The sequence below is a fragment of the Blautia sp. AF34-10 genome, assembly GCF_003477865.1.
Lineage (GTDB): Bacteria > Bacillota > Clostridia > Lachnospirales > Lachnospiraceae > Fusicatenibacter > Fusicatenibacter saccharivorans.
This window is the reverse complement of the sequence record NZ_QUED01000027.1, coordinates 1-18,514: the sequence shown is the minus strand read 5'-3', so window position 1 is coordinate 18,514 and position 18,514 is coordinate 1. Positions and strand designations below refer to the sequence as shown.

Below are 18,514 nucleotides of genomic sequence, written 5' to 3'. Positions count from 1 at the left end.
GAAACTATGAAGACAATAAAAAAATATAAGCATTTTCTTCCGGTAGTGGTTTATGGCATTTTCTATCTGAAATGTTTTCAATATCTGGAAACGCACATTACGAAAGGATATCATCTGATTCATACTCCGTTTGATGATATGATTCCGTTCTGTGAGTTTTTTGTGATTCCTTATTTTATGTGGTTTGGATTTATTGCATGGTCTGTCCTTTATTTCGGCCTCTGCAACAAGAACCGCAGAGAATATTATCAGCTGATTATCAACCTGGGAATCGGAATGACGGCGTTCCTCGTGATCTCCTATCTGTACCCGAACGGCCAGAACCTGCGCCCGACGGTATTCCCACGGGAGAACATTTTCACGGATCTGGTCAGAGGCCTTTATCTGACAGACACACCGACCAACGTATTCCCAAGTATTCACGTATATAATTCCGTAGCCGTAGCTGTTGCCGTAGAACACAGCGAGCAGCTCAAAAACCGCCCGGTATTCCGAAACGTCTGCCTGGGCCTGACGGTGCTGATTGTGTTTTCGACCATGTTTTTAAAACAGCACTCCGTATCGGATGTGTGCTGTGCGCTTGTTATGAATGCGGGAACCTGTATGCTGCTGTACCGGCCGGCAAAGGCGGGGAATGCACTGCGGACACGTGAGAAAAAAGCGAAATATAGAATGTAAAAACGGAAACGGACGGCCCGCGCACCAGAAAGTGCGCGGGCCTGACGGTTTAGGACAGGAGAGAATGGGTGATGAGTGGGATGGTAGTGCAGGAAAAATGAAATGCGTCCGTCTATTAAGAAACAAAACTTATAAAACATATAAGATATATTAATTTCATTTATAAAGATAAATATGCTATTCTGTAAGTAACGAAAGATTGTCCCGTTTTTGGGGGACTATGATTCAGACAAATGGAGGATAAAAATGAGTACAGTCAGACGCGTTTATGTGGAGAAAAAGCCGGAATTTGCGATTAAGGCGAAAGATCTGAAGCATGAAATCAAGCACTATCTGAACATCCAGACCGTAACCAACGTACGGGAGCTGATCCGGTACGATGTAGAAAATATCAGTGATGAGACATATGAGAAAGCATGTAAAGTAGTCTTTGCAGAGCCGCCGGTTGATATCTGCTATCAGGAAGATTTCCCGCGTGCAGAAGGTGCGAGAGTATTTTCCGTAGAATTCCTTCCGGGACAGTTTGATCAGAGAGCCGATTCTGCCGTACAGTGCGTGCAGTTCTTAAAAGAAGACGAGCAGCCGATCATCCGCTCCGCCGTTACGTATGTTATCGAAGGAGAGATGACTGATGAGCAGTTTGACGCAGTCAAAGCACACTGCATCAATCCGGTAGACTCCAGAGAGACAGGACTTGAAAAACCGGAAACCCTCGTGACAAAATTTGAAGAGCCGGCAGACGTCAAAATCTTCGACGGATTCATCGACATGCCGGAGGCAGAATTAAAAGCCCTGTATGATTCCCTCGGCCTTGCCATGACCTTCAAAGACTTCCTGCATATCCAGAACTACTTCCGCGGCGAAGAAAAACGAAATCCATCCATGACCGAGATCCGCGTACTCGATACCTACTGGTCCGATCACTGCCGCCATACCACCTTCTCCACCGAGCTTACCAACGTGACCTTCGGCGAAGGCGACTACTACGAGCCGATGAAAAAAAGCTACGACCGCTACTTAAGCGACCGTGAGGTACTCTACAAAGGCCGTGACGACAAATTCATCTGCCTTATGGACCTTGCCCTTCTGGCAATGAAAAAACTGAAATCCGAAGGAAAACTCGCAGATCAGGAAGAGTCTGATGAAATCAACGCATGCTCCATCGTCGTACCGGTAGATGTAGACGGAAAAGACGAAGAGTGGCTGATCAACTTCAAAAACGAGACCCACAACCACCCGACCGAGATCGAGCCGTTCGGTGGTGCAGCAACCTGCCTTGGCGGTGCAATCCGTGACCCGCTTTCCGGCAGAACCTATGTATATCAGGCAATGCGTGTGACCGGAGCCGCAGATCCGACCCGTCCGCAGAGCGAGACACTCGAAGGAAAACTTCCGCAGAAAAAACTCGTAAGAGAAGCAGCACACGGCTACAGCTCCTATGGAAACCAGATCGGTCTTGCAACCGGCTATGTCAAAGAAGTTTACCATCCGGACTACGTGGCAAAACGTATGGAGATCGGAGCCGTCCTTGGAGCAGCACCGCGCCGTGCCGTTGTCCGTGAAAATTCCGATCCGGGCGATATCATCATCCTGCTCGGCGGCCGTACTGGAAGAGACGGCTGCGGCGGTGCAACCGGTTCCTCCAAAGTACATACGACAGAATCCATCGAGACCTGCGGTGCAGAGGTACAGAAAGGAAACGCACCGACTGAGCGTAAACTGCAGAGACTGTTCCGCCGCGAGGAAGTCAGCCTTCTGATTAAAAAATGCAACGACTTCGGTGCAGGCGGAGTTTCCGTTGCCATCGGCGAGCTGGCACCGGGCCTTAAGATCAATCTGGACAAAGTACCGAAAAAATATGCCGGCCTCGACGGAACCGAGATCGCCATCTCCGAGTCCCAGGAGCGTATGGCCGTTGTCATCGACCCGAAAGACCGTGAGCAGTTCCTGAAATATGCCGCAGAAGAGAACCTGGAGGCAACCGAAGTTGCAGTCGTAACCGAGGACCCGCGTCTGGTACTCTCCTGGAGAGGAAAAGAGATCGTCAATATTTCCCGTGCATTCCTGGATACCAACGGAGCACATCAGGAGAATGATGTCTTCGTAGAGATTCCAAAAGCAGAGGACACCCCGTTAAAAAGAAGCGGTGACATTGCCGACGTGAAAGAAAAATGGCTGTCCACCCTGTCAGACCTCAACGCATGCTCCCAGAAAGGTCTTGTCGAGATGTTTGACTCCTCCATCGGAGCAGCCAGCGTGCTGATGCCGTACGGTGGAAAATATCAGCTGACTGAAACTCAGGCCATGGTTGCAAAAGTGCCGGTTCCGGATGGAAAAACCAACACCGTTACCATGATGAGCTACGGCTTTGATCCATACGTATCGAGCTGGAGCCCGTATCACGGAGCAGTCTATGCCGTAACCGAGTCCCTGTCCCGCATCGTGGCAGTCGGCGGCGATTACAGCAAAGTCCGCTTCACCTTCCAGGAATATTTCCGCAGAATGACTGAGGATCCGCACCGCTGGAGCCAGCCGTTCGCAGCACTTCTTGGTGCATACGACGCACAGATGGGCTACGGCCTGCCGTCTATCGGAGGAAAAGACAGTATGTCCGGTACCTTCAACCATATCGATGTACCGCCGACACTCGTATCCTTCGCGGTTGACGTTGCAAAATTAAAAGATGTAGTATCTCCGGAGCTGAAAAACACAGGAGACAAACTCGTGTGGATCCACCTTCCAGTCGACGCACATCTGCTTCCAGAGTACGAAGGCGTCATGGAAACCTACAGAAAACTGCATGAGGATATGCAGAACGGCCGTGTGAAAGCCGCTTATGTCGTAGACCGTCAGGGTATCGCAGCAGCCGTATCCAAGATGGCATTCGGTAATGCTCTCGGCGTAACCATCGAGCACAATGTAGACGAGAGAGATCTCTTTACTCCATATATTGCAGATCTGATCTGCGAAGTTCCGGCTGAAAAAGTCGGAGAGCTGGCAAGCACCTACACCGTCATCGGTGAAGTGACAGACAAACCGGTTCTTTCCTATAAAGACACCGAAATCACCATCCGCGAGGCCGTTTCCGCATGGAACAAACCGCTGGAAAAAGTATTCAAGACCGTATCCGGTGCAGAGCTTCCGGAGGTAGATGCCCTGAATGTGGCAGCAGCAGACGAAAACGGAATTGTTGCAGACAGCTGCTATCAGGCAAAGAGCATCCACGTATGCTCCCACAAGCTGGCACAGCCGACCGTATTCATTCCGGTCTTCCCGGGAACGAACTGTGAGTATGACAGCACCAGAGCTTTCGAGCGTGCCGGTGCAAAAGTTATCACTCAGGTATTCAGCAATCTTTCCGCAGAAGACATCCGCGGTTCTGTCGATGCCTTTGAAAAAGTCATCAACCAGGCGCAGATCATCATGTTCCCTGGCGGATTCTCCGCAGGTGATGAGCCGGATGGATCAGCAAAATTCTTTGCAACCGCATTCCAGAATGCGAAGATCAAAGAAGCTGTTACCAAACTGCTGAATGAGAGAGACGGACTTGCCCTTGGTATCTGCAACGGATTCCAGGCACTGATCAAACTGGGACTCGTTCCGTACGGTGAGATTCTCGGACAGACGGAGGATTCCCCGACTCTGACCTTCAACACTATCGGACGCCATATTTCCAAGATGGTTTACACGAAGGTTGTGACCAACAAATCCCCATGGCTGGCAGGCGCCGAGCTTGGCGGTGTTTACACCAACCCGGCATCCCACGGAGAGGGACGTTTCGTAGCATCGAAAGAGTGGATCGACAAGCTGATGGCAAACGGCCAGATTGCAACCCGCTACTGCGATGTCAACGGAAACCTGACCAACGACGAGTACTGGAATGTCAACGGTTCCTACTGCGGAATCGAGGGTATCACCAGCCCGGACGGCCGTGTCTTTGGTAAGATGGCACACGCAGAGCGCCGCGACAACGGCGTAGCAGTCAACATCTACGGAGAGCAGGATCTGAAGATCTTTGAGTCCGGTGTTGCTTACTTTAAATAAAATAAAACCAAAATAGAAGATTCCCGCAGAGAGGAAGAAAGCTCCTTTCTGCGGGAATTTTTTGTCAGAAACAGTAATTTCTGATTTCGAAAGAAAAAATTTGATTATGCGCCGCGGTGCAGTTATAACGCAATATTTTGCTTTATTAACAAAAGTAATAAGGTCAAATAGTAGAAATATTCTGAAAAAACGAAAGATTTCGATAGTCTCAACACATTACATATATGACGGGCCCGGAAGAGAAGGACAGCGAAATAACAGGAGGGAGAAAGAAGTGTATGAGACAAGAGAAGGAACGATTTTTTCAGATCATATTCGAGGAAAACAGTCATGTGCTGTTCCGTTATATCTGCGGTCAGTTGAACAATGACCGGGAGACGGCGAAGGATGTGCTGAACGATGTATGGGAGGTATTGGTGGTAAAATTTGAAACCGTTGCCGATCTCGAAGGAGAAGAGATGACGAAATGGCTGTTCTGTGTGGCAAAAAACAAGATCAAGAATCAGCGCAGAAAACATTATTATCAGAATGAAGTTTCCTATACACAGTATCAGAAAGAGAACAGAAATGAAGGGGAGGCGGCCGCGACAGCCGAGATTGAGGAACGAATGGTGATGCAGAACTGCATCCAGAACCTGAATCCGATGGATCAGCGCATTTTCTGGGGGAGAGCATATGGATTCAGCTACAAAGAGCTCAGCGGATTCTGCAAGAAAAGCGAGCAGGCGCTGCAGTGCCAGTACAGCCGCGCAATCAAGAAACTGCAGGGAATGATGAGTCAGGAAATCAGTCTGACGAGAGCGTAGAAAATGGAAATGGTATGCAGCGGAAACCTCAACTCTTACAATCCAAAAACAATAGAAATATCTAAAAAATTCTCTGCAGGAGAATATCCTGTGTCTAAAAATAAAGTGTTACCGTTTACATATCAAAAATCCGTTTTCCTCGTTGTCGTGGCGCGGAAATTGTGTTAAAATATTTTTAGAAAATTCACACGATGTGCGAGAAGGCAGAAAGGATGAAAACAACATGAAGGATGAGTACGTAGCTATGTAGGCACTTATACCCATGGAAGCAGCATTGGTATTCATTTATATGATGTAAATGTAGAAGAAGGCACTCTGACAGAGCGAAAAGTCATACCGGTCAACAACTCTTCCCACATTGCCCGTTCCTTAAACGGCAAATACCTGTATTCGATTGCAGATGAAGGCGTTGCAGTGTTTGCAGTGGAGGATGACGGAGACCTGACCCCGATCAACAAAGTAGACATCGACGGCATGCGCGGCTGCTATCTGTCGGTGGACAAAACCGGAAGATACCTGTTCGTGGCAGGCTATCATGACGGAAAAGTAACCGTTGTACATACCCATAAGGACGGCCGCCTCGGAAGTCTGATGGACGGCGTGTTCCACAAGGGCCTTGGCAGTGTGGCAGAGCGTAACTTCCGCCCGCATGTCAGCTGTGTCGTTCCTACACCGGACAACAAATATGTCTGCGCAGTCGACAACGGCATTGACCAGATCAAAATGTACAAGCTGAACACACAGCGTGACCGCCTGAAACTGGTGGATATCCTGCGCTGTGAGCGTGAATCCGGTCCGAGAGAGATCGTTTTCAGTGAATCCGGAAAATACGCGTATGTCATTTACGAGCTGATGAACAAAGTCGATGTATTCAGCTACCGTGATACGGGAAACGGACCGGAATTTGAAAAACTGCAGTCGATCAGCACCACATCCGCGAACGTGGACCAGGCGCACGACGCTGCATCCGGCATGTGCCTTTCCCCGGATCACCACTACCTGTTTACTTCTACAGCCGGAGACAATACCGTAGCAATGTTCCATATCGACCCGGAGACCGGCTGCATGGAGAAGAAGTTTGCACTTCCGATCAGCGGCGAATATCCAAAGGATATTGCAATGTTCCCGGACGGAAAACATATCGCAGTGGCAAACCATGAGTCCAACACGATCACAACATTTACCGTTGATTATGAGAAAAACGTGCTGGTTCAGAAAGGCCGCCCGATGAAAGTGGAGACGCCGAACTGTATTCTGATTACGAAAAAAGGCGTTCACTAAAAAATAACGCAAAAATGCCTGCAGGAAGAACTGTATCCCGCAGGCATTTTTTGTGTTGAAGCCAGAAAGAAGCAGTCCGGCCTTTATTTCTCGTCCAGAGCCCAGACTTTCTTTACATTGTCCAGTTTGGCGCTCATGCCGACGAGCAGTGCGTCCGCCAGGACAAGAGCGGTCATGCATTCCACGACAACAACGGCGCGTGCAACGATGATCGGGTCGTGGCGGCCTTTGATTTCGATGGCAATATTTTCGCCGTCTTTGTTGATGGTCTGCTGGGAAGCAGCAACGGACGGGGTCGGTTTGAAACCAGCCCGGACAACGATATCGCTTCCGTCGCTGATACCGCCTAAAATACCGCCGGCGTGGTTGGTCAGCTTGACAATGGAGCCGTCCGCATTTACATGGAAGGCATCGTTATTGGTAAGCCCGGTAGCTGTGCAGACCGAGAAACCGTCTCCGATTTCCACGCCTTTTACGGCGCCGATGGAGACGAGTGCTTTTGCAAGGTTGGCATCGAGCTTTTCAAACACCGGATCGCCGACACCGGCCGGCATATGGTGAACGACACATTCGACCACACCGCCGACGGAATTTTTTTCCGCCATGGCTTTTGTTAAAAGCTCGGAAGCCTTTTCGGCAGCCTCTGCATCCGGCATATTCAGGGCGTTATTCGCGATTTCAGCGGTATCAAAAGACTGGATTTCCACGTCACCGATGGAGCGGGTGTAGGCGGAAACGGTGATGCCAAGCTCAGAGAGCATTTTTAAGGCAATGGCACCTGCAGCCACGCGTGCGATCGTCTCGCGTCCTGAGGAGCGTCCGCCGCCGCGGTAGTCGCGGAAACCGTATTTTGCATCAAACGTATAGTCGGCGTGGCCCGGTCTGTAATAGGAAGCAATGTCGCTGTAATCTTTGGAATGCTGATCCTCATTCCATACCACCATGGAAATCGGGGTACCGGTCGTTTTTCCTTCGAAAGTGCCGGATAAAATCTGAACGGTATCGGATTCTTTCCGTTTTGTGGTAAAGCGGTTCTGTCCCGGCTTCCTGCGGTCGAGGTAAAACTGAATATCCTCCTCGGAAAGCGAAAGGCCGGCCGGCACTCCGTCCACAACAACGCCCACGCCTTTTCCATGAGACTCTCCCCAGGTGGTCAGTCTGAAGATGGTACCAAATGATGATCCTGCCATATATAAAGTCCTCCTGAATTTTTTCGTATATTTATAAAATAACTGGAAAAGATTTCTAATAAATTATACCGGAAAGTAAAACATTCGTAAAGCTCTTTTTCGGAGACGAAATTCACCGTTATACCGTTTGACAAACGAAAAGGCAGCACGTATAATGAGAATGTATTTTCGGGCAGTGAAAGCCGGTAAAATAAAACAAACAAAAAGGAAGAGTGTGCATGAATTTTTTAGACAAAATGGAGCGAAAATATGGGAGATACGCGTTAAGCCATCTGACGATGTACATTATCGTAACGTACATTGCGGGATATATCATTGCGCTTGCGGCTCCCATCATGAGACAGTATCTGACGCTGGAACCATATTATATTCTGCACGGACAGATCTGGCGTCTGGTGAGCTGGATTCTGATTCCGCCGAGCAGCCTTGATATCTTTACGATCATCATGCTGTTTTTCTATTACTCAATCGGAACAAGCCTTGAGAGAGCCTGGGGAGATTTCAAGTATAATGTTTACATCTTTTCCGGCATTCTGATGACCATTATCGGTTCCTTCCTGCTGTATGGAATCTTATATGCAGTCAACGGATATCCGTCGCTGATGGGAACGGCATTCAGCACTTACTACATCAGCCTCTCGATTTTCCTTGGCTTTGCGATCAGCTTCCCGGATATGCAGGTACTGCTGTATTTCATTATTCCGATCAAAATCAAATGGCTGGCATACCTTGACGTAGCGCTTCTCGCCTACAGCATGATTACCAGCATCATGAGCGGAAACTGGGCAGGATGTGTTGTTATTCTTTGTTCCCTTGCAAACGTCCTTGTGTTCTTCCTGATGACAAGAAAAGGAAAACGCGGCTCTTTCCAGCAGAACAGACGCCGGAAGGAATTTAAAAAGGCCGTTTCAAGAGGCGAAGCCGAATACCGCAATCCGAACGGGATCACAAAACACAAATGTGCGATCTGTGGCCGGACCGAAAAAGATGATCCGAATCTGGAGTTCCGTTTCTGTTCCCGATGCAACGGAAACTATGAATACTGCCAGGATCACCTGTTTACGCATGAACATGTAAAATAAAGAAGGAGAGAAAGTATGAGAAGAACGAAAATTGTCTGCACCATGGGACCAAATACCAACTCCCGTGACCTGATGAAAAAACTGATTGAAACCGGAATGGATGTTGCTCGTTTTAATTTTTCTCATGGAGACCACGATGAGCAGAAAATGCGTATGGATATGCTGAAAGAGCTTCGAAAAGAGCTGAAAACTCCTGTGGCAATCCTTCTGGACACCAAAGGACCGGAAATTCGTACCGGCGTTTTAAAAGATGGAAAAAAAGTGAATCTGGTAACCGGACAGACTTTTACCCTGACAACCGTTCAGGAGACCGGAGATGAAAATCACTGTTCTGTCAGCTACACCGGCCTTACGGAAGATATCAAAGAGGGAGATACGATTTTGATCGATGATGGTCTGATCGGTCTGCGCGTAGAAAAAGTAAATGCACCGGAAATTGTCTGTACCGTAGTAAACGGCGGCGAGCTCGGAGAAAAAAAGGGCGTGAATGTACCAAACGTTTCGATCAATCTTCCGAACCTCACGGAGAAAGACAAAGGAGATCTTCTTTTTGGTATTGAACAGGATATTGATTTTGTTGCAGCTTCCTTTATCCGGAATGCAGAGGCAATTAACGAAATCCGTGAGTTCCTTGTGGCAAACGGAGGAGAGCATATTGATATCATTGCCAAGATCGAAAATGCGGAGGGTGTGCAGAACATCGACAGCATCATCGATGCGGCAGATGGTGTGATGGTTGCAAGGGGAGATCTTGGTGTAGAGATTCCGGCGTGCCAAGTACCGCATGTACAGAAAATCATCATTGAAAAATGCAATCATAAATACAAACCGGTTATCACAGCAACCCAGATGCTGGATTCCATGATCCGGAACCCGCGTCCGACCCGTGCAGAGGTAGCCGATGTTGCGAATGCAATTTATGATGGAACGGATGCGATCATGCTCTCCGGCGAAACAGCAGCCGGAAAATATCCGATCGAGGCAGTTACCATGATGGGAGAGATTGCCGAGCAGACGGAGCGTTATCTGAAATTCGAAGACTACCGCGATGGAAAAGCGCTGGAAGGAAAGCTAAATGTTTCCGCAGCAGTCGGAAGTGCAGCCGTTTCTATGGTAGAACACATCAAAGCAGCCTGCATTGTGACTCCGACGATGTCCGGTCAGACTGCAAGACTGATTTCCAACCTTCGTCCGAGCGTACCGATTTACGGCGTTACCCCATATGAATGGGCAAGAAGAAAAATGCAGCTCTACTGGGGCGTTCGTCCGGTGACCGGATACGAGGAAGATTCTACGGAGAACATCATTTCCCATGCTATGTATATGGTGCGCCGTGAGGAGCTTGTAGAACGTGGCGATATGGTTATTTTTACGGCCGGAGACCCTGCTACTAACGAGGTGACGGGTGAAGGATATATGACAAACATGCTTCACATTATTCAGGCAAAATAAGCAGAAGAAGGAGACAAAAGAGAATGACGAAGAAGCCTTTTGTAACAAAAGAAAAACTGGAAGAAATCGCAGCAGCAGTACCAACTCCGTTTCACATTTACGATGAAAAAGGAATTCGTGAGAATGCGAAAGCGGTAAAGGAAGCTTTTTCCTGGAATCCGGGATTTCGTGAGTATTTTGCTGTAAAAGCGAACCCAAACCCGACACTGATCAAAATGCTGGGTGAATATGACTGCGGATGCGACTGCTCTTCTTACACGGAGCTGATGCTTTCCGATGCGATGGGATTTGAGAAAGATAAAATCATGTTTTCATCCAACGTAACACCGGCTGCAGAGTATCAACTGGCTGCAGAGCTTGGTGCGATCATTAACCTTGATGATATTACGCATATTGATTTTCTTGAGAAAACATTAGGCTACATTCCGAAGAAAATCTGTTGCCGTTATAACCCGGGCGGACTGTTTAAAATCAGCACCGATATTATGGACAATCCGGGAGATGCCAAATACGGTATGACAACCGAGCAGATTTTTGAGGCATTCCGCATTCTGAAGGCAAAAGGGGCAGAAGAGTTCGGCATCCATTCCTTCCTTGCAAGTAATACCGTAACCAATGATTACTACCCAGTTCTGGCAAAAACACTGTTTGAGCTGGCTGTAAAGCTGCAGAAAGAGACGGGCGTGAAGATTAAATTCATCAATCTTTCCGGCGGCGTCGGAATTCCGTACAAACCGGATCAGGAAGGCAATGACATCCGCGTGATTGGCGAGGGTGTACATAAAGTGTACGATGAAGTTCTCGTTCCGGCCGGCATGGGCGATGTTGCAATTTACACGGAAATGGGCCGTTTCATGATGGGACCGTACGGCGGACTCGTTACCCGCGCCATCCATCAGAAACACATCTACAAAGAGTACATCGGCTGTGATGCCTGCGCGGTCAACCTGATGAGACCGGCTATGTACGGCGCTTACCATCACATCACGGTGATGGGAAAAGAAGATCAGCCGTGCGACCACAAATATGACGTAACAGGCTCTCTGTGCGAGAACAACGATAAATTCGCGATCGACCGCATGCTTCCGGAAGTGGAAGTCGGAGACCTCCTCTTCATCCACGACACCGGCGCACATGGATTTTCCATGGGATACAACTACAACGGAAAATTAAAATCTGCAGAGGTTCTGTTAAAAGAGGACGGCAGCTTTGAAGTCATCCGCCGCGCAGAAACCCCGAAAGACTACTTCGCTACACTGGATGGAACACCGGAGTATGAAAAGATGTTTGGAAATAAATAAGAGATAACAACAGTAAAACCCCTTTCAAAAAGAACCATGCGGCAGATGGCCGGTTCTTCGAAAGGGGTTTTCTTTCTTTCAAAAGCTGTTTTTTTGAAGGGAAGACAATAAAAAAAGATCTGCATCAACGTTCGTTTTTGCAGATCTTTTTTAGCTATGCCGCTGGCCGGACTCGAACCGGCACGGTTATTCACCGCTTGATTTTGAGTCAAGTGCGTCTACCAATTCCGCCACAGCGGCAGTGTTCGTAATCAGAACAAGATATATTTTACCATAAAAACAAGAAGGACGCAAGAGAAAAAAATGGAATAATTATCATAAAAACTTTCTAAAAAAGATTGACGAAAGGAAAAAATAGAAGTATAGTGTAGATAGTTTAGTACCATACTAAATTTTACATCATAAGTTCAAATAACGATTTATCGAAAACGCCATCGTTAGATGGTCCACAGTGTGTGGAACGAAAACTGTTGTCTTCATAGACAGCAGTTTTTTTGTTGTCTAAAATTAGAAATGAAACATGGTTATGATTCAGTACTGTGAGAACAGCAAGAACCAGGAAGTAGAATTGTTGAAAATAGGAAAGAAAAGATGTAAAAAATCAAAATATATGGTAAAATTAGATAAAATGTAGAAAATGGAGGAAAGAACAGATGAAAGGGGAATATTATCTCGGACTTGATATGGGAAGCAGTTCGGTTGGATGGGCTGTGACAAATGAGAAGTACGAAATTTTGCGCGCACATGGAAAAACACTTTGGGGTGTACGGCTATTTGACAGTGCACAGACTGCAGAAGAGAGAAGAGGGTTTCGGACAGCAAAACGAAGATTGGATCGTCGTAATTGGAGAATAGAATTGCTGCAGAAAATTTTTGCGGAAGAAGTAGAAAAGATAGATGATGGATTTTTTCGCAGAATGAAAGAGAGTCGTTACTGGCCAGAGGATAAGCGTGACAGGCAGGGAAAGTGTCCGGAACTTCCCTATGCATTGTTTGCGGATGATGATTACACAGACAAAGAATATCATAAACAGTTTCCAACCATCTATCATCTGAGAAAATGGTTAATGGAAACTGACGAAACGCCTGATATTCGCCTGATATATCTTGCTCTGCATCATATGATGAAACACAGAGGCCATTTTCTATTAAACGGAAATATCGAACAGGTAAGAGAATTTCAGACAACATTTGAACAGTTCCTTGAAGCAGTGCGGGCAGAAGAACTTGGCTTTTCTTCCGAGATTGGAGTGGAAAGAAGCAAGGAAATAGAGGCAATTTTAAAAGACCGAACATTGACCAAATCTGCGAAAAAGACAAAAGCAGTAAAAGCAATGCGGGCAGAAACATCCTGTGAAAAAGAGTGGCTGGGATTGATTACCGGTGGAACAGCAAAACTGGGAAATCTGTTTGGGGAAAAACAGATGGATACACTGGAACGGCCAAAACTTTGCTTCGCAGATGCAGGTTATGAAGAATACGCTGGAGAGATCGAAGCAGAGCTGGGAGAAAAATATGTATTAATTGAACACGCAAAAGCAGTGTACGATTGGGCTGTTCTGGCTGATATTTTGCAGAACTATTCTTCTCTTTCAGAGGCAAAAGTGGCACTTTATGAAAAGCATAAAAAAGATCTGAAAGATCTGAAAAAGCTGGTCAGAGAGAATCTTTCAAGGGAAGAATATCAGAGACTGTTTGCAAAAAAGGATGAAAAAGCTAATTATTATGCGTATATCAAGGCACCAAAACAATGTAGTCAGGAAGACTTTTACGGTTATCTGAAAAAGAATATTCTGGGCAAGATATCAGATGTGACGAAAGCATCCTGCATGCAGAAGGAAATGGAAATGGGAACGTTTCTTCCGAAACAGACTGTAAAAGACAACAGTGTCATTCCATATCAGATTCATTTATATGAATTAAATGCAATCCTGAAAAATCTGGAAGATAAAGTTCCGCTACTGAAAGAGAATGGAGAGAAGATTCAAAAGATTTTCACATTCCGCATTCCGTACTACGTAGGACCCTTAAACGGAATTCGAAAAAAAGGGGAGAAGAGTAACTGGGCGGTACGAAAAGAAGGCAAAATATATCCATGGAACTTCGATGAGATGGTAGATTTGGAAGCAAGTGCAGAGCAGTTTATTCGAAGAATGACGAATAAATGTACTTATCTGCCAAGTGAAGATGTTTTACCAAAGTATTCTCTGCTGTACAGCAAATACGAAGTTTTAAATGAATTAAATAATCTGCGTTTGGATGGAGAAAAGATATCTGTAGAGCAGAAACAGAAAATATATGAAGAAGTATTCCAGAAAAGCAGAAAGGTTACACAGAAAAAACTGAAAAACTATTTAGTGAAAGAAGGAATTACCGGAAAAGAAGTTGAAATTACCGGAATTGATGGTGATTTCAAGAGTTCTCTTACGGCATACCATGACTTTAAAGAGAAATTAACAAATCTGCACTGAACCAGGCGGAAAAAGAATGCATCATCCTGAACGTAACGCTGTTTGGAGATGATAAAGCGATACTGAAACAGAGATTAAAGAAACTGTTTCCGGAGTTGACAGAAAAACAAAGAGACAGCATAAGTAAACTGCCGTATCGTGGTTGGGGAAGACTCTCAAAAGTGTTTTTGGAAGAGATGGAAGCACCGGCACCGGAAACGGGAGAGGCATGGTCTATTATTCGGGCTTTGTGGGAGACGAATGACAATCTGATGCAACTGCTTAGCGAAAAATATTTGTTTGCATCGGCAATCGAAGAAAAGAATGGAAACGAACAGAAAAAACGGGATATTTCGTATGAATTAGTCGAGGAGCTTTACGTATCACCGGCAGTGAAGCGGCAGATTTGGCAGAGCCTTTTGATTGTAAAGGAAATCTGTAAAGTGATGGGAAACCCACCGAAACGTGTTTTTATAGAAATGGCAAGAGAAAAAACCGATCAGGGAAGAACCTCTTCAAGAAAAAAGAAACTGCTGGAACTTTATAAAAAATGTAAAGCGGAAGAAAAAGACTGGATAGATGAGATTGAAAAGCGTTCCGATGCGGAAATGAGAAGAGACAAGCTGTATTTGTATTATACGCAAAAAGGAAAATGCATGTATTCCGGTGAAACAATTGAACTGGAGGAATTGTGGGATAATCAGAAGTATGACATTGATCATATTTTTCCACAGTCCAAAGTGATGGATGATAGCCTGGATAACCGGGTACTTGTAAAGAAAAAGTGTAATCAGATGAAAGAGGATAAATATCCGATCGATGAAACAGTTCGGAAAAAAATGCAGCCATTCTGGAAATCTTTAGTGGATGCCGGATTGATCAGTGAAGAAAAATATAAACGGCTGATAAGAGGAAATGGATTTGAACCGTCTGAATTGGCTGGATTTATTTCCAGGCAGCTGGTGGAAACTCGTCAGAGTACAAAAGCGGCAGCAAGTATTCTGCAGCAGGTGATCCCGGATACACAGATTGTTTATGTAAAAGCGCCAACCGTTTCAAAGTTCCGTAAGGATTTTAAATTTCTGAAGGTACGGGAGATGAATGATTATCATCATGCGAAGGATGCTTATTTGAATATTGTCGTTGGCAACGCATATTTTGTAAAATTCACATCAAATCCGATTCACTTCATTAAGGAAAATCCGGGAAGAAGTTATAATCTGAAGAAGATGTTTGAACAGGAAAGAATTGAACGAAACGGAGAAATTGCCTGGGAAGGCGGGAACGGAACCATTGTGACAGTCCGAAAGTTTATGGAAAAGAACAACATTCTTGTGACGCGAAGATCGTATGAGGCAACAGGTGCATTGTTTGACCAGCAGATTGTCAAAAAAGGAAAAGGTCAGGTTCCGATCAAGAGCAGTGATGAACGGCTTTGTGATATACAGAAGTATGGAGGATATAACAAAGAGGCGGGAGCTTACTTTGTACTGGCAGAATCGGAGGGCAAAAAGGGAAAGAAAATACGAACAATCGAGTATGTGCCGATTCGTCTGAAAAAGGAAATTCAGAAGTCAGAAGAAAATATAATTCGGTATCTGGAAGAGGAAAGACAGTTAAAGAATCCGCGAGTGCTGGTGCCGGAAATCAAAATAGATACTCTGTTTTGTGTGGACGGATTTTATATGTGGGTTTCCGGAAGATCAGGGGATCAGCTATTGATGCAAGGTGCAAATCAGCTGGTACTTTCCCAGGAAGAAACAGAAATACTGAAAAAAATAGTACAGTACGTGGAACGTAAAAAACAGAATAAAGAACTGAAAATTTACGATTCCGACCATTTAGAAGAAAAGAAGGTGGTGATGCTGTATGAAACCTTTTTAAATAAATTAACAAATACGGTATATGCAAAAAAACTTGGAGCACAGGCAAAGACATTAACGGAAAAAAGAGAAAAATTTAAAGAATTATGCATAGAAGAAAAGTGTATCGTTTTGTATGAAGTTTTACATTTTTTCCAGTGCCAGAGTGCTGCCGCTGATTTGAAATTAATTGGAGGATCTGGAAGAGCAGGAATTTTGTGTCTCAACAAAAATATAACCGATTGCAGTCGAATCGAAATGATTCATCAATCGCCAACCGGTATCTACGAGCAGACAGTAGACCTGAATGCATTATGAGCTGGCGGATTGTGGTTATTTCCAAACGGGCAAAGCTGGACTATCAGCTTGGTTACCTTGTGGTGCGAAATGAGGAAGTAACAAAAATACATTTAAGTGAAATATCAACCATTCTGATTGAGTCAACAGCAGCAACAGTCACAACAAGTCTGCTGGCAGAGCTGACAAAAAAGAAAATAAAAGTGATTTTTTGCGATGAAAAGAGAAATCCATCGTCGGAACTGGTTGGGTATTACGGAAGTCATGATACCAGCAATAAAATCAGAAAGCAGATTCAGTGGAGCCGGCACAGTAAAGAAGCGATCTGGACAGAAATTGTGACGGAAAAAATACGAAAACAGAAGGAACTGTTAAAAAATATGGGAAAGGAAGAAGCGGGTCTGTTAGAATCATATTTACAGGAGATTGGCTGGAACGATGAGACAAACCGGGAAGGGCATGCGGCAAAGGTATATTTTAATGCATTGTTCGGTATGACATTTACCAGAACTGCGGATTGTCCGGAAAATGCAGCGCTGAATTACGGATATAGCATTTTGTTGTCTGCGTTTGCGAGAGAAATTGTAGCGAGCGGTTATATTACACAGCTCGGACTCTTTCATGATAATATGTTTAATCAGTTTAATCTGGCGTCCGATTTGATGGAACCGTTCCGTGTTCTGATTGACCGGGAAGTAATCCAAATGCAGAGGAAAGAATTTACGCATGAGGAAAAAATACAGTTGGTCAATGTATTAAACAACGAAGTCATGATAGACGGGAAAACACAGTATGTGAATAATGCCATAAAAATTTACTGTAAAAGTGTATTTGATGCCTTAAATGAGAATGACAGTGCATTGATCCGGTTTTATGGCCTATGAGTTATCGTTTTATGAGAGTATTGGTACTGTTTGATCTTCCGGTGCTGACGGGCGATCAGAGAAGAGAATATGCGAGATTTCGAAAGTTTTTATTGAAAAGCGGATTCCTGATGCTCCAGGAATCCGTATACTGTAAGCTTGCGTTAAATACAACTGTAGTGAATGGAATCGTGGATCAGATTCATAAAAATAAGCCGGAAGAAGGTCTGATACAGCTTTTAACGGTGACTGAGAAGCAGTATGCGAAAATGGATCTGATTGTTGGGAACGTAAAGAGTGAAGTGTTGAATACGGATGAAAGGCTGGTGATTTTATGAAACTGGTACATGTGGACTTGGAAAAACCTATTGCGATTCATCGGAACTGTCCCACGGAATGGATTATAGAATCACCGGAGCTGTTTTTAAAATATGTGGAGCAGCTGCAAAAACAAAATCAGGGAGAGAAGGGAAATTTCGTACTTTCTAAAGCTGACACAGAGCTGAATATGAAAAGAGATGTGGAATTGGTATTAACGCCCTTTTCTCTTGATTTTGCGGATCACAGAATACAAAAACGGTTATTTACAGAGCTGGTCAAAAGTGCGCAAAATGAAGAAATGTTTCTGGAAACGCAGAGAATTATTGCGGAACTGAAGAAATACATCTATCAATTGGAAGCTGTCAGTGGGTACGAATTGGAACAAAATGAGGAAATCGATTTGAGCGCACTCCTAAAATTGATGGGAGTTCAGACAGAAACCGAAAAAGAGATGGGGCTTCTGGAAAAATTAACGCAATATATCAAAGTTATGGCCGAACTTCTCCAAAAAGAACTGGTGATTTTGGTCAATATTCGATCCTATCTGAACGAAACACAAATAAACAAACTCTCCCAAATGGCATGCTACTATGAAATATCCTTGCTTTTCATAGAAAATATACAAAGGGACTTTTCGAATCAGAGAGAATATTATATAATTGACAAAGATGGATGTGATGTCTATTAATATCCATCGGATGTTTGAGTACCTGTTTTGTGCAGATGAAAGCAGTTCATTTTTAAATTTGAGGTTTGAGAATGATGTAAAAATGTATGGTACTCAAACACTTTCCACCAGATCGACAACTGCCTGTCTGTTTGAGAATGATGTAAAAATGTATGGTACTCAAACTGATAGATTGCCATACCTAATACCTCCATGGTTT

The 18,514-nt window shown here is 45.0% G+C and carries 14 protein-coding genes and 1 tRNA gene; 12 read left to right on the top strand and 3 right to left on the bottom strand.

Annotated features, from left to right (window positions below; all coding sequences use genetic code 11):
• Positions 1-6: 6 nt before the first annotated feature.
• The 4 genes from DWZ60_RS14375 to DWZ60_RS14360 all read left to right on the top strand — a co-directional run bounded on the left by DWZ60_RS14375 (position 7) and on the right by DWZ60_RS14360 (position 6,809).
• Positions 7-678 (top strand): phosphatase PAP2 family protein, encoded by a 672-nt coding sequence (locus tag DWZ60_RS14375; RefSeq protein WP_022463212.1) that lies wholly within the window; start codon positions 7-9, stop codon positions 676-678.
• Positions 679-924: 246 nt separating this feature from the next.
• A complete protein-coding gene (locus DWZ60_RS14370) occupies positions 925-4,722 on the top strand; it encodes a phosphoribosylformylglycinamidine synthase (protein ID WP_117762150.1) in 3,798 nt (1,265 codons plus the stop codon).
• Between the two features lie 278 nt (positions 4,723-5,000).
• Complete coding sequence (locus tag DWZ60_RS14365) at positions 5,001-5,528, top strand: RNA polymerase sigma factor (RefSeq protein ID WP_022463214.1); 528 nt, start codon at positions 5,001-5,003, stop codon at positions 5,526-5,528.
• A 273-nt stretch (positions 5,529-5,801) separates the two neighbouring features.
• On the top strand, positions 5,802-6,809 hold the full coding sequence (locus tag DWZ60_RS14360; RefSeq protein WP_119188867.1) for a lactonase family protein: 1,008 nt from the start codon (positions 5,802-5,804) through the stop codon (positions 6,807-6,809).
• Positions 6,810-6,892: 83 nt separating this feature from the next.
• On the opposite strand, the gene aroC is transcribed toward DWZ60_RS14360, so the two are convergent.
• The gene (gene aroC, locus DWZ60_RS14355; protein WP_117762148.1) at positions 6,893-7,999 is read right to left on the bottom strand and encodes a chorismate synthase; all 1,107 of its coding nucleotides are present in this window, start codon (positions 7,997-7,999) and stop codon (positions 6,893-6,895) included.
• Between the two features lie 218 nt (positions 8,000-8,217).
• Between aroC and DWZ60_RS14350 the strand changes: the two genes are divergently transcribed.
• Genes DWZ60_RS14350 through DWZ60_RS14340 form a run of 3 tightly spaced genes read left to right on the top strand, consistent with a single transcriptional unit; the run spans position 8,218 to position 11,834 of the window.
• The gene (locus DWZ60_RS14350; RefSeq protein ID WP_055228519.1) at positions 8,218-9,081 is read left to right on the top strand and encodes a hypothetical protein; all 864 of its coding nucleotides are present in this window, start codon (positions 8,218-8,220) and stop codon (positions 9,079-9,081) included.
• A gap of 15 nt (positions 9,082-9,096) precedes the next feature.
• Positions 9,097-10,533 (top strand): pyruvate kinase, encoded by a 1,437-nt coding sequence (gene pyk / locus DWZ60_RS14345; RefSeq protein ID WP_022463218.1) that lies wholly within the window; start codon positions 9,097-9,099, stop codon positions 10,531-10,533.
• Positions 10,534-10,556: 23 nt separating this feature from the next.
• Positions 10,557-11,834, top strand: coding sequence for a diaminopimelate decarboxylase (locus DWZ60_RS14340; RefSeq protein ID WP_055221426.1), 1,278 nt, complete (start codon positions 10,557-10,559; stop codon positions 11,832-11,834).
• Positions 11,835-11,991: 157 nt separating this feature from the next.
• On the opposite strand, the gene DWZ60_RS14335 is transcribed toward DWZ60_RS14340, so the two are convergent.
• A tRNA-Leu gene (locus DWZ60_RS14335) sits at positions 11,992-12,074 on the bottom strand.
• A 413-nt stretch (positions 12,075-12,487) separates the two neighbouring features.
• Here DWZ60_RS14335 and cas9 (DWZ60_RS18745) point away from each other — a divergent pair.
• Genes cas9 (DWZ60_RS18745) through csn2 form a run of 5 tightly spaced genes read left to right on the top strand, consistent with a single transcriptional unit; the run spans position 12,488 to position 18,315 of the window.
• A complete protein-coding gene (gene cas9, locus DWZ60_RS18745) occupies positions 12,488-14,305 on the top strand; it encodes a type II CRISPR RNA-guided endonuclease Cas9 (protein ID WP_279220342.1) in 1,818 nt (605 codons plus the stop codon).
• Positions 14,287-16,464 carry a type II CRISPR RNA-guided endonuclease Cas9 gene (gene cas9, locus DWZ60_RS18740; protein ID WP_330422359.1) on the top strand — a complete coding sequence of 726 codons (2,178 nt, stop codon included), beginning with the start codon at positions 14,287-14,289 and terminating at the stop codon, positions 16,462-16,464. The genes cas9 (DWZ60_RS18745) and cas9 (DWZ60_RS18740) overlap by 19 nt, the downstream gene beginning before the upstream one ends.
• A gap of 11 nt (positions 16,465-16,475) precedes the next feature.
• Positions 16,476-17,327, top strand: a complete 852-nt coding sequence (gene cas1, locus DWZ60_RS14325) for a type II CRISPR-associated endonuclease Cas1 (RefSeq protein ID WP_243038344.1) — start codon at positions 16,476-16,478, stop codon at positions 17,325-17,327.
• 11 nt (positions 17,328-17,338) lie between these two features.
• Positions 17,339-17,644 (top strand): CRISPR-associated endonuclease Cas2, encoded by a 306-nt coding sequence (gene cas2 / locus DWZ60_RS14320; RefSeq protein WP_117762145.1) that lies wholly within the window; start codon positions 17,339-17,341, stop codon positions 17,642-17,644.
• A complete protein-coding gene (gene csn2, locus DWZ60_RS14315; protein WP_117762144.1) occupies positions 17,641-18,315 on the top strand; it encodes a type II-A CRISPR-associated protein Csn2 in 675 nt (224 codons plus the stop codon). Before cas2 ends, csn2 begins: the two co-directional genes overlap by 4 nt.
• Here the strand turns inward: csn2 and DWZ60_RS17610 are convergent.
• The coding region (locus DWZ60_RS17610; RefSeq protein ID WP_207664421.1) for a hypothetical protein at positions 18,312-18,514 on the bottom strand (203 nt) is incomplete at its 5' end. The genes csn2 and DWZ60_RS17610 overlap by 4 nt on opposite strands.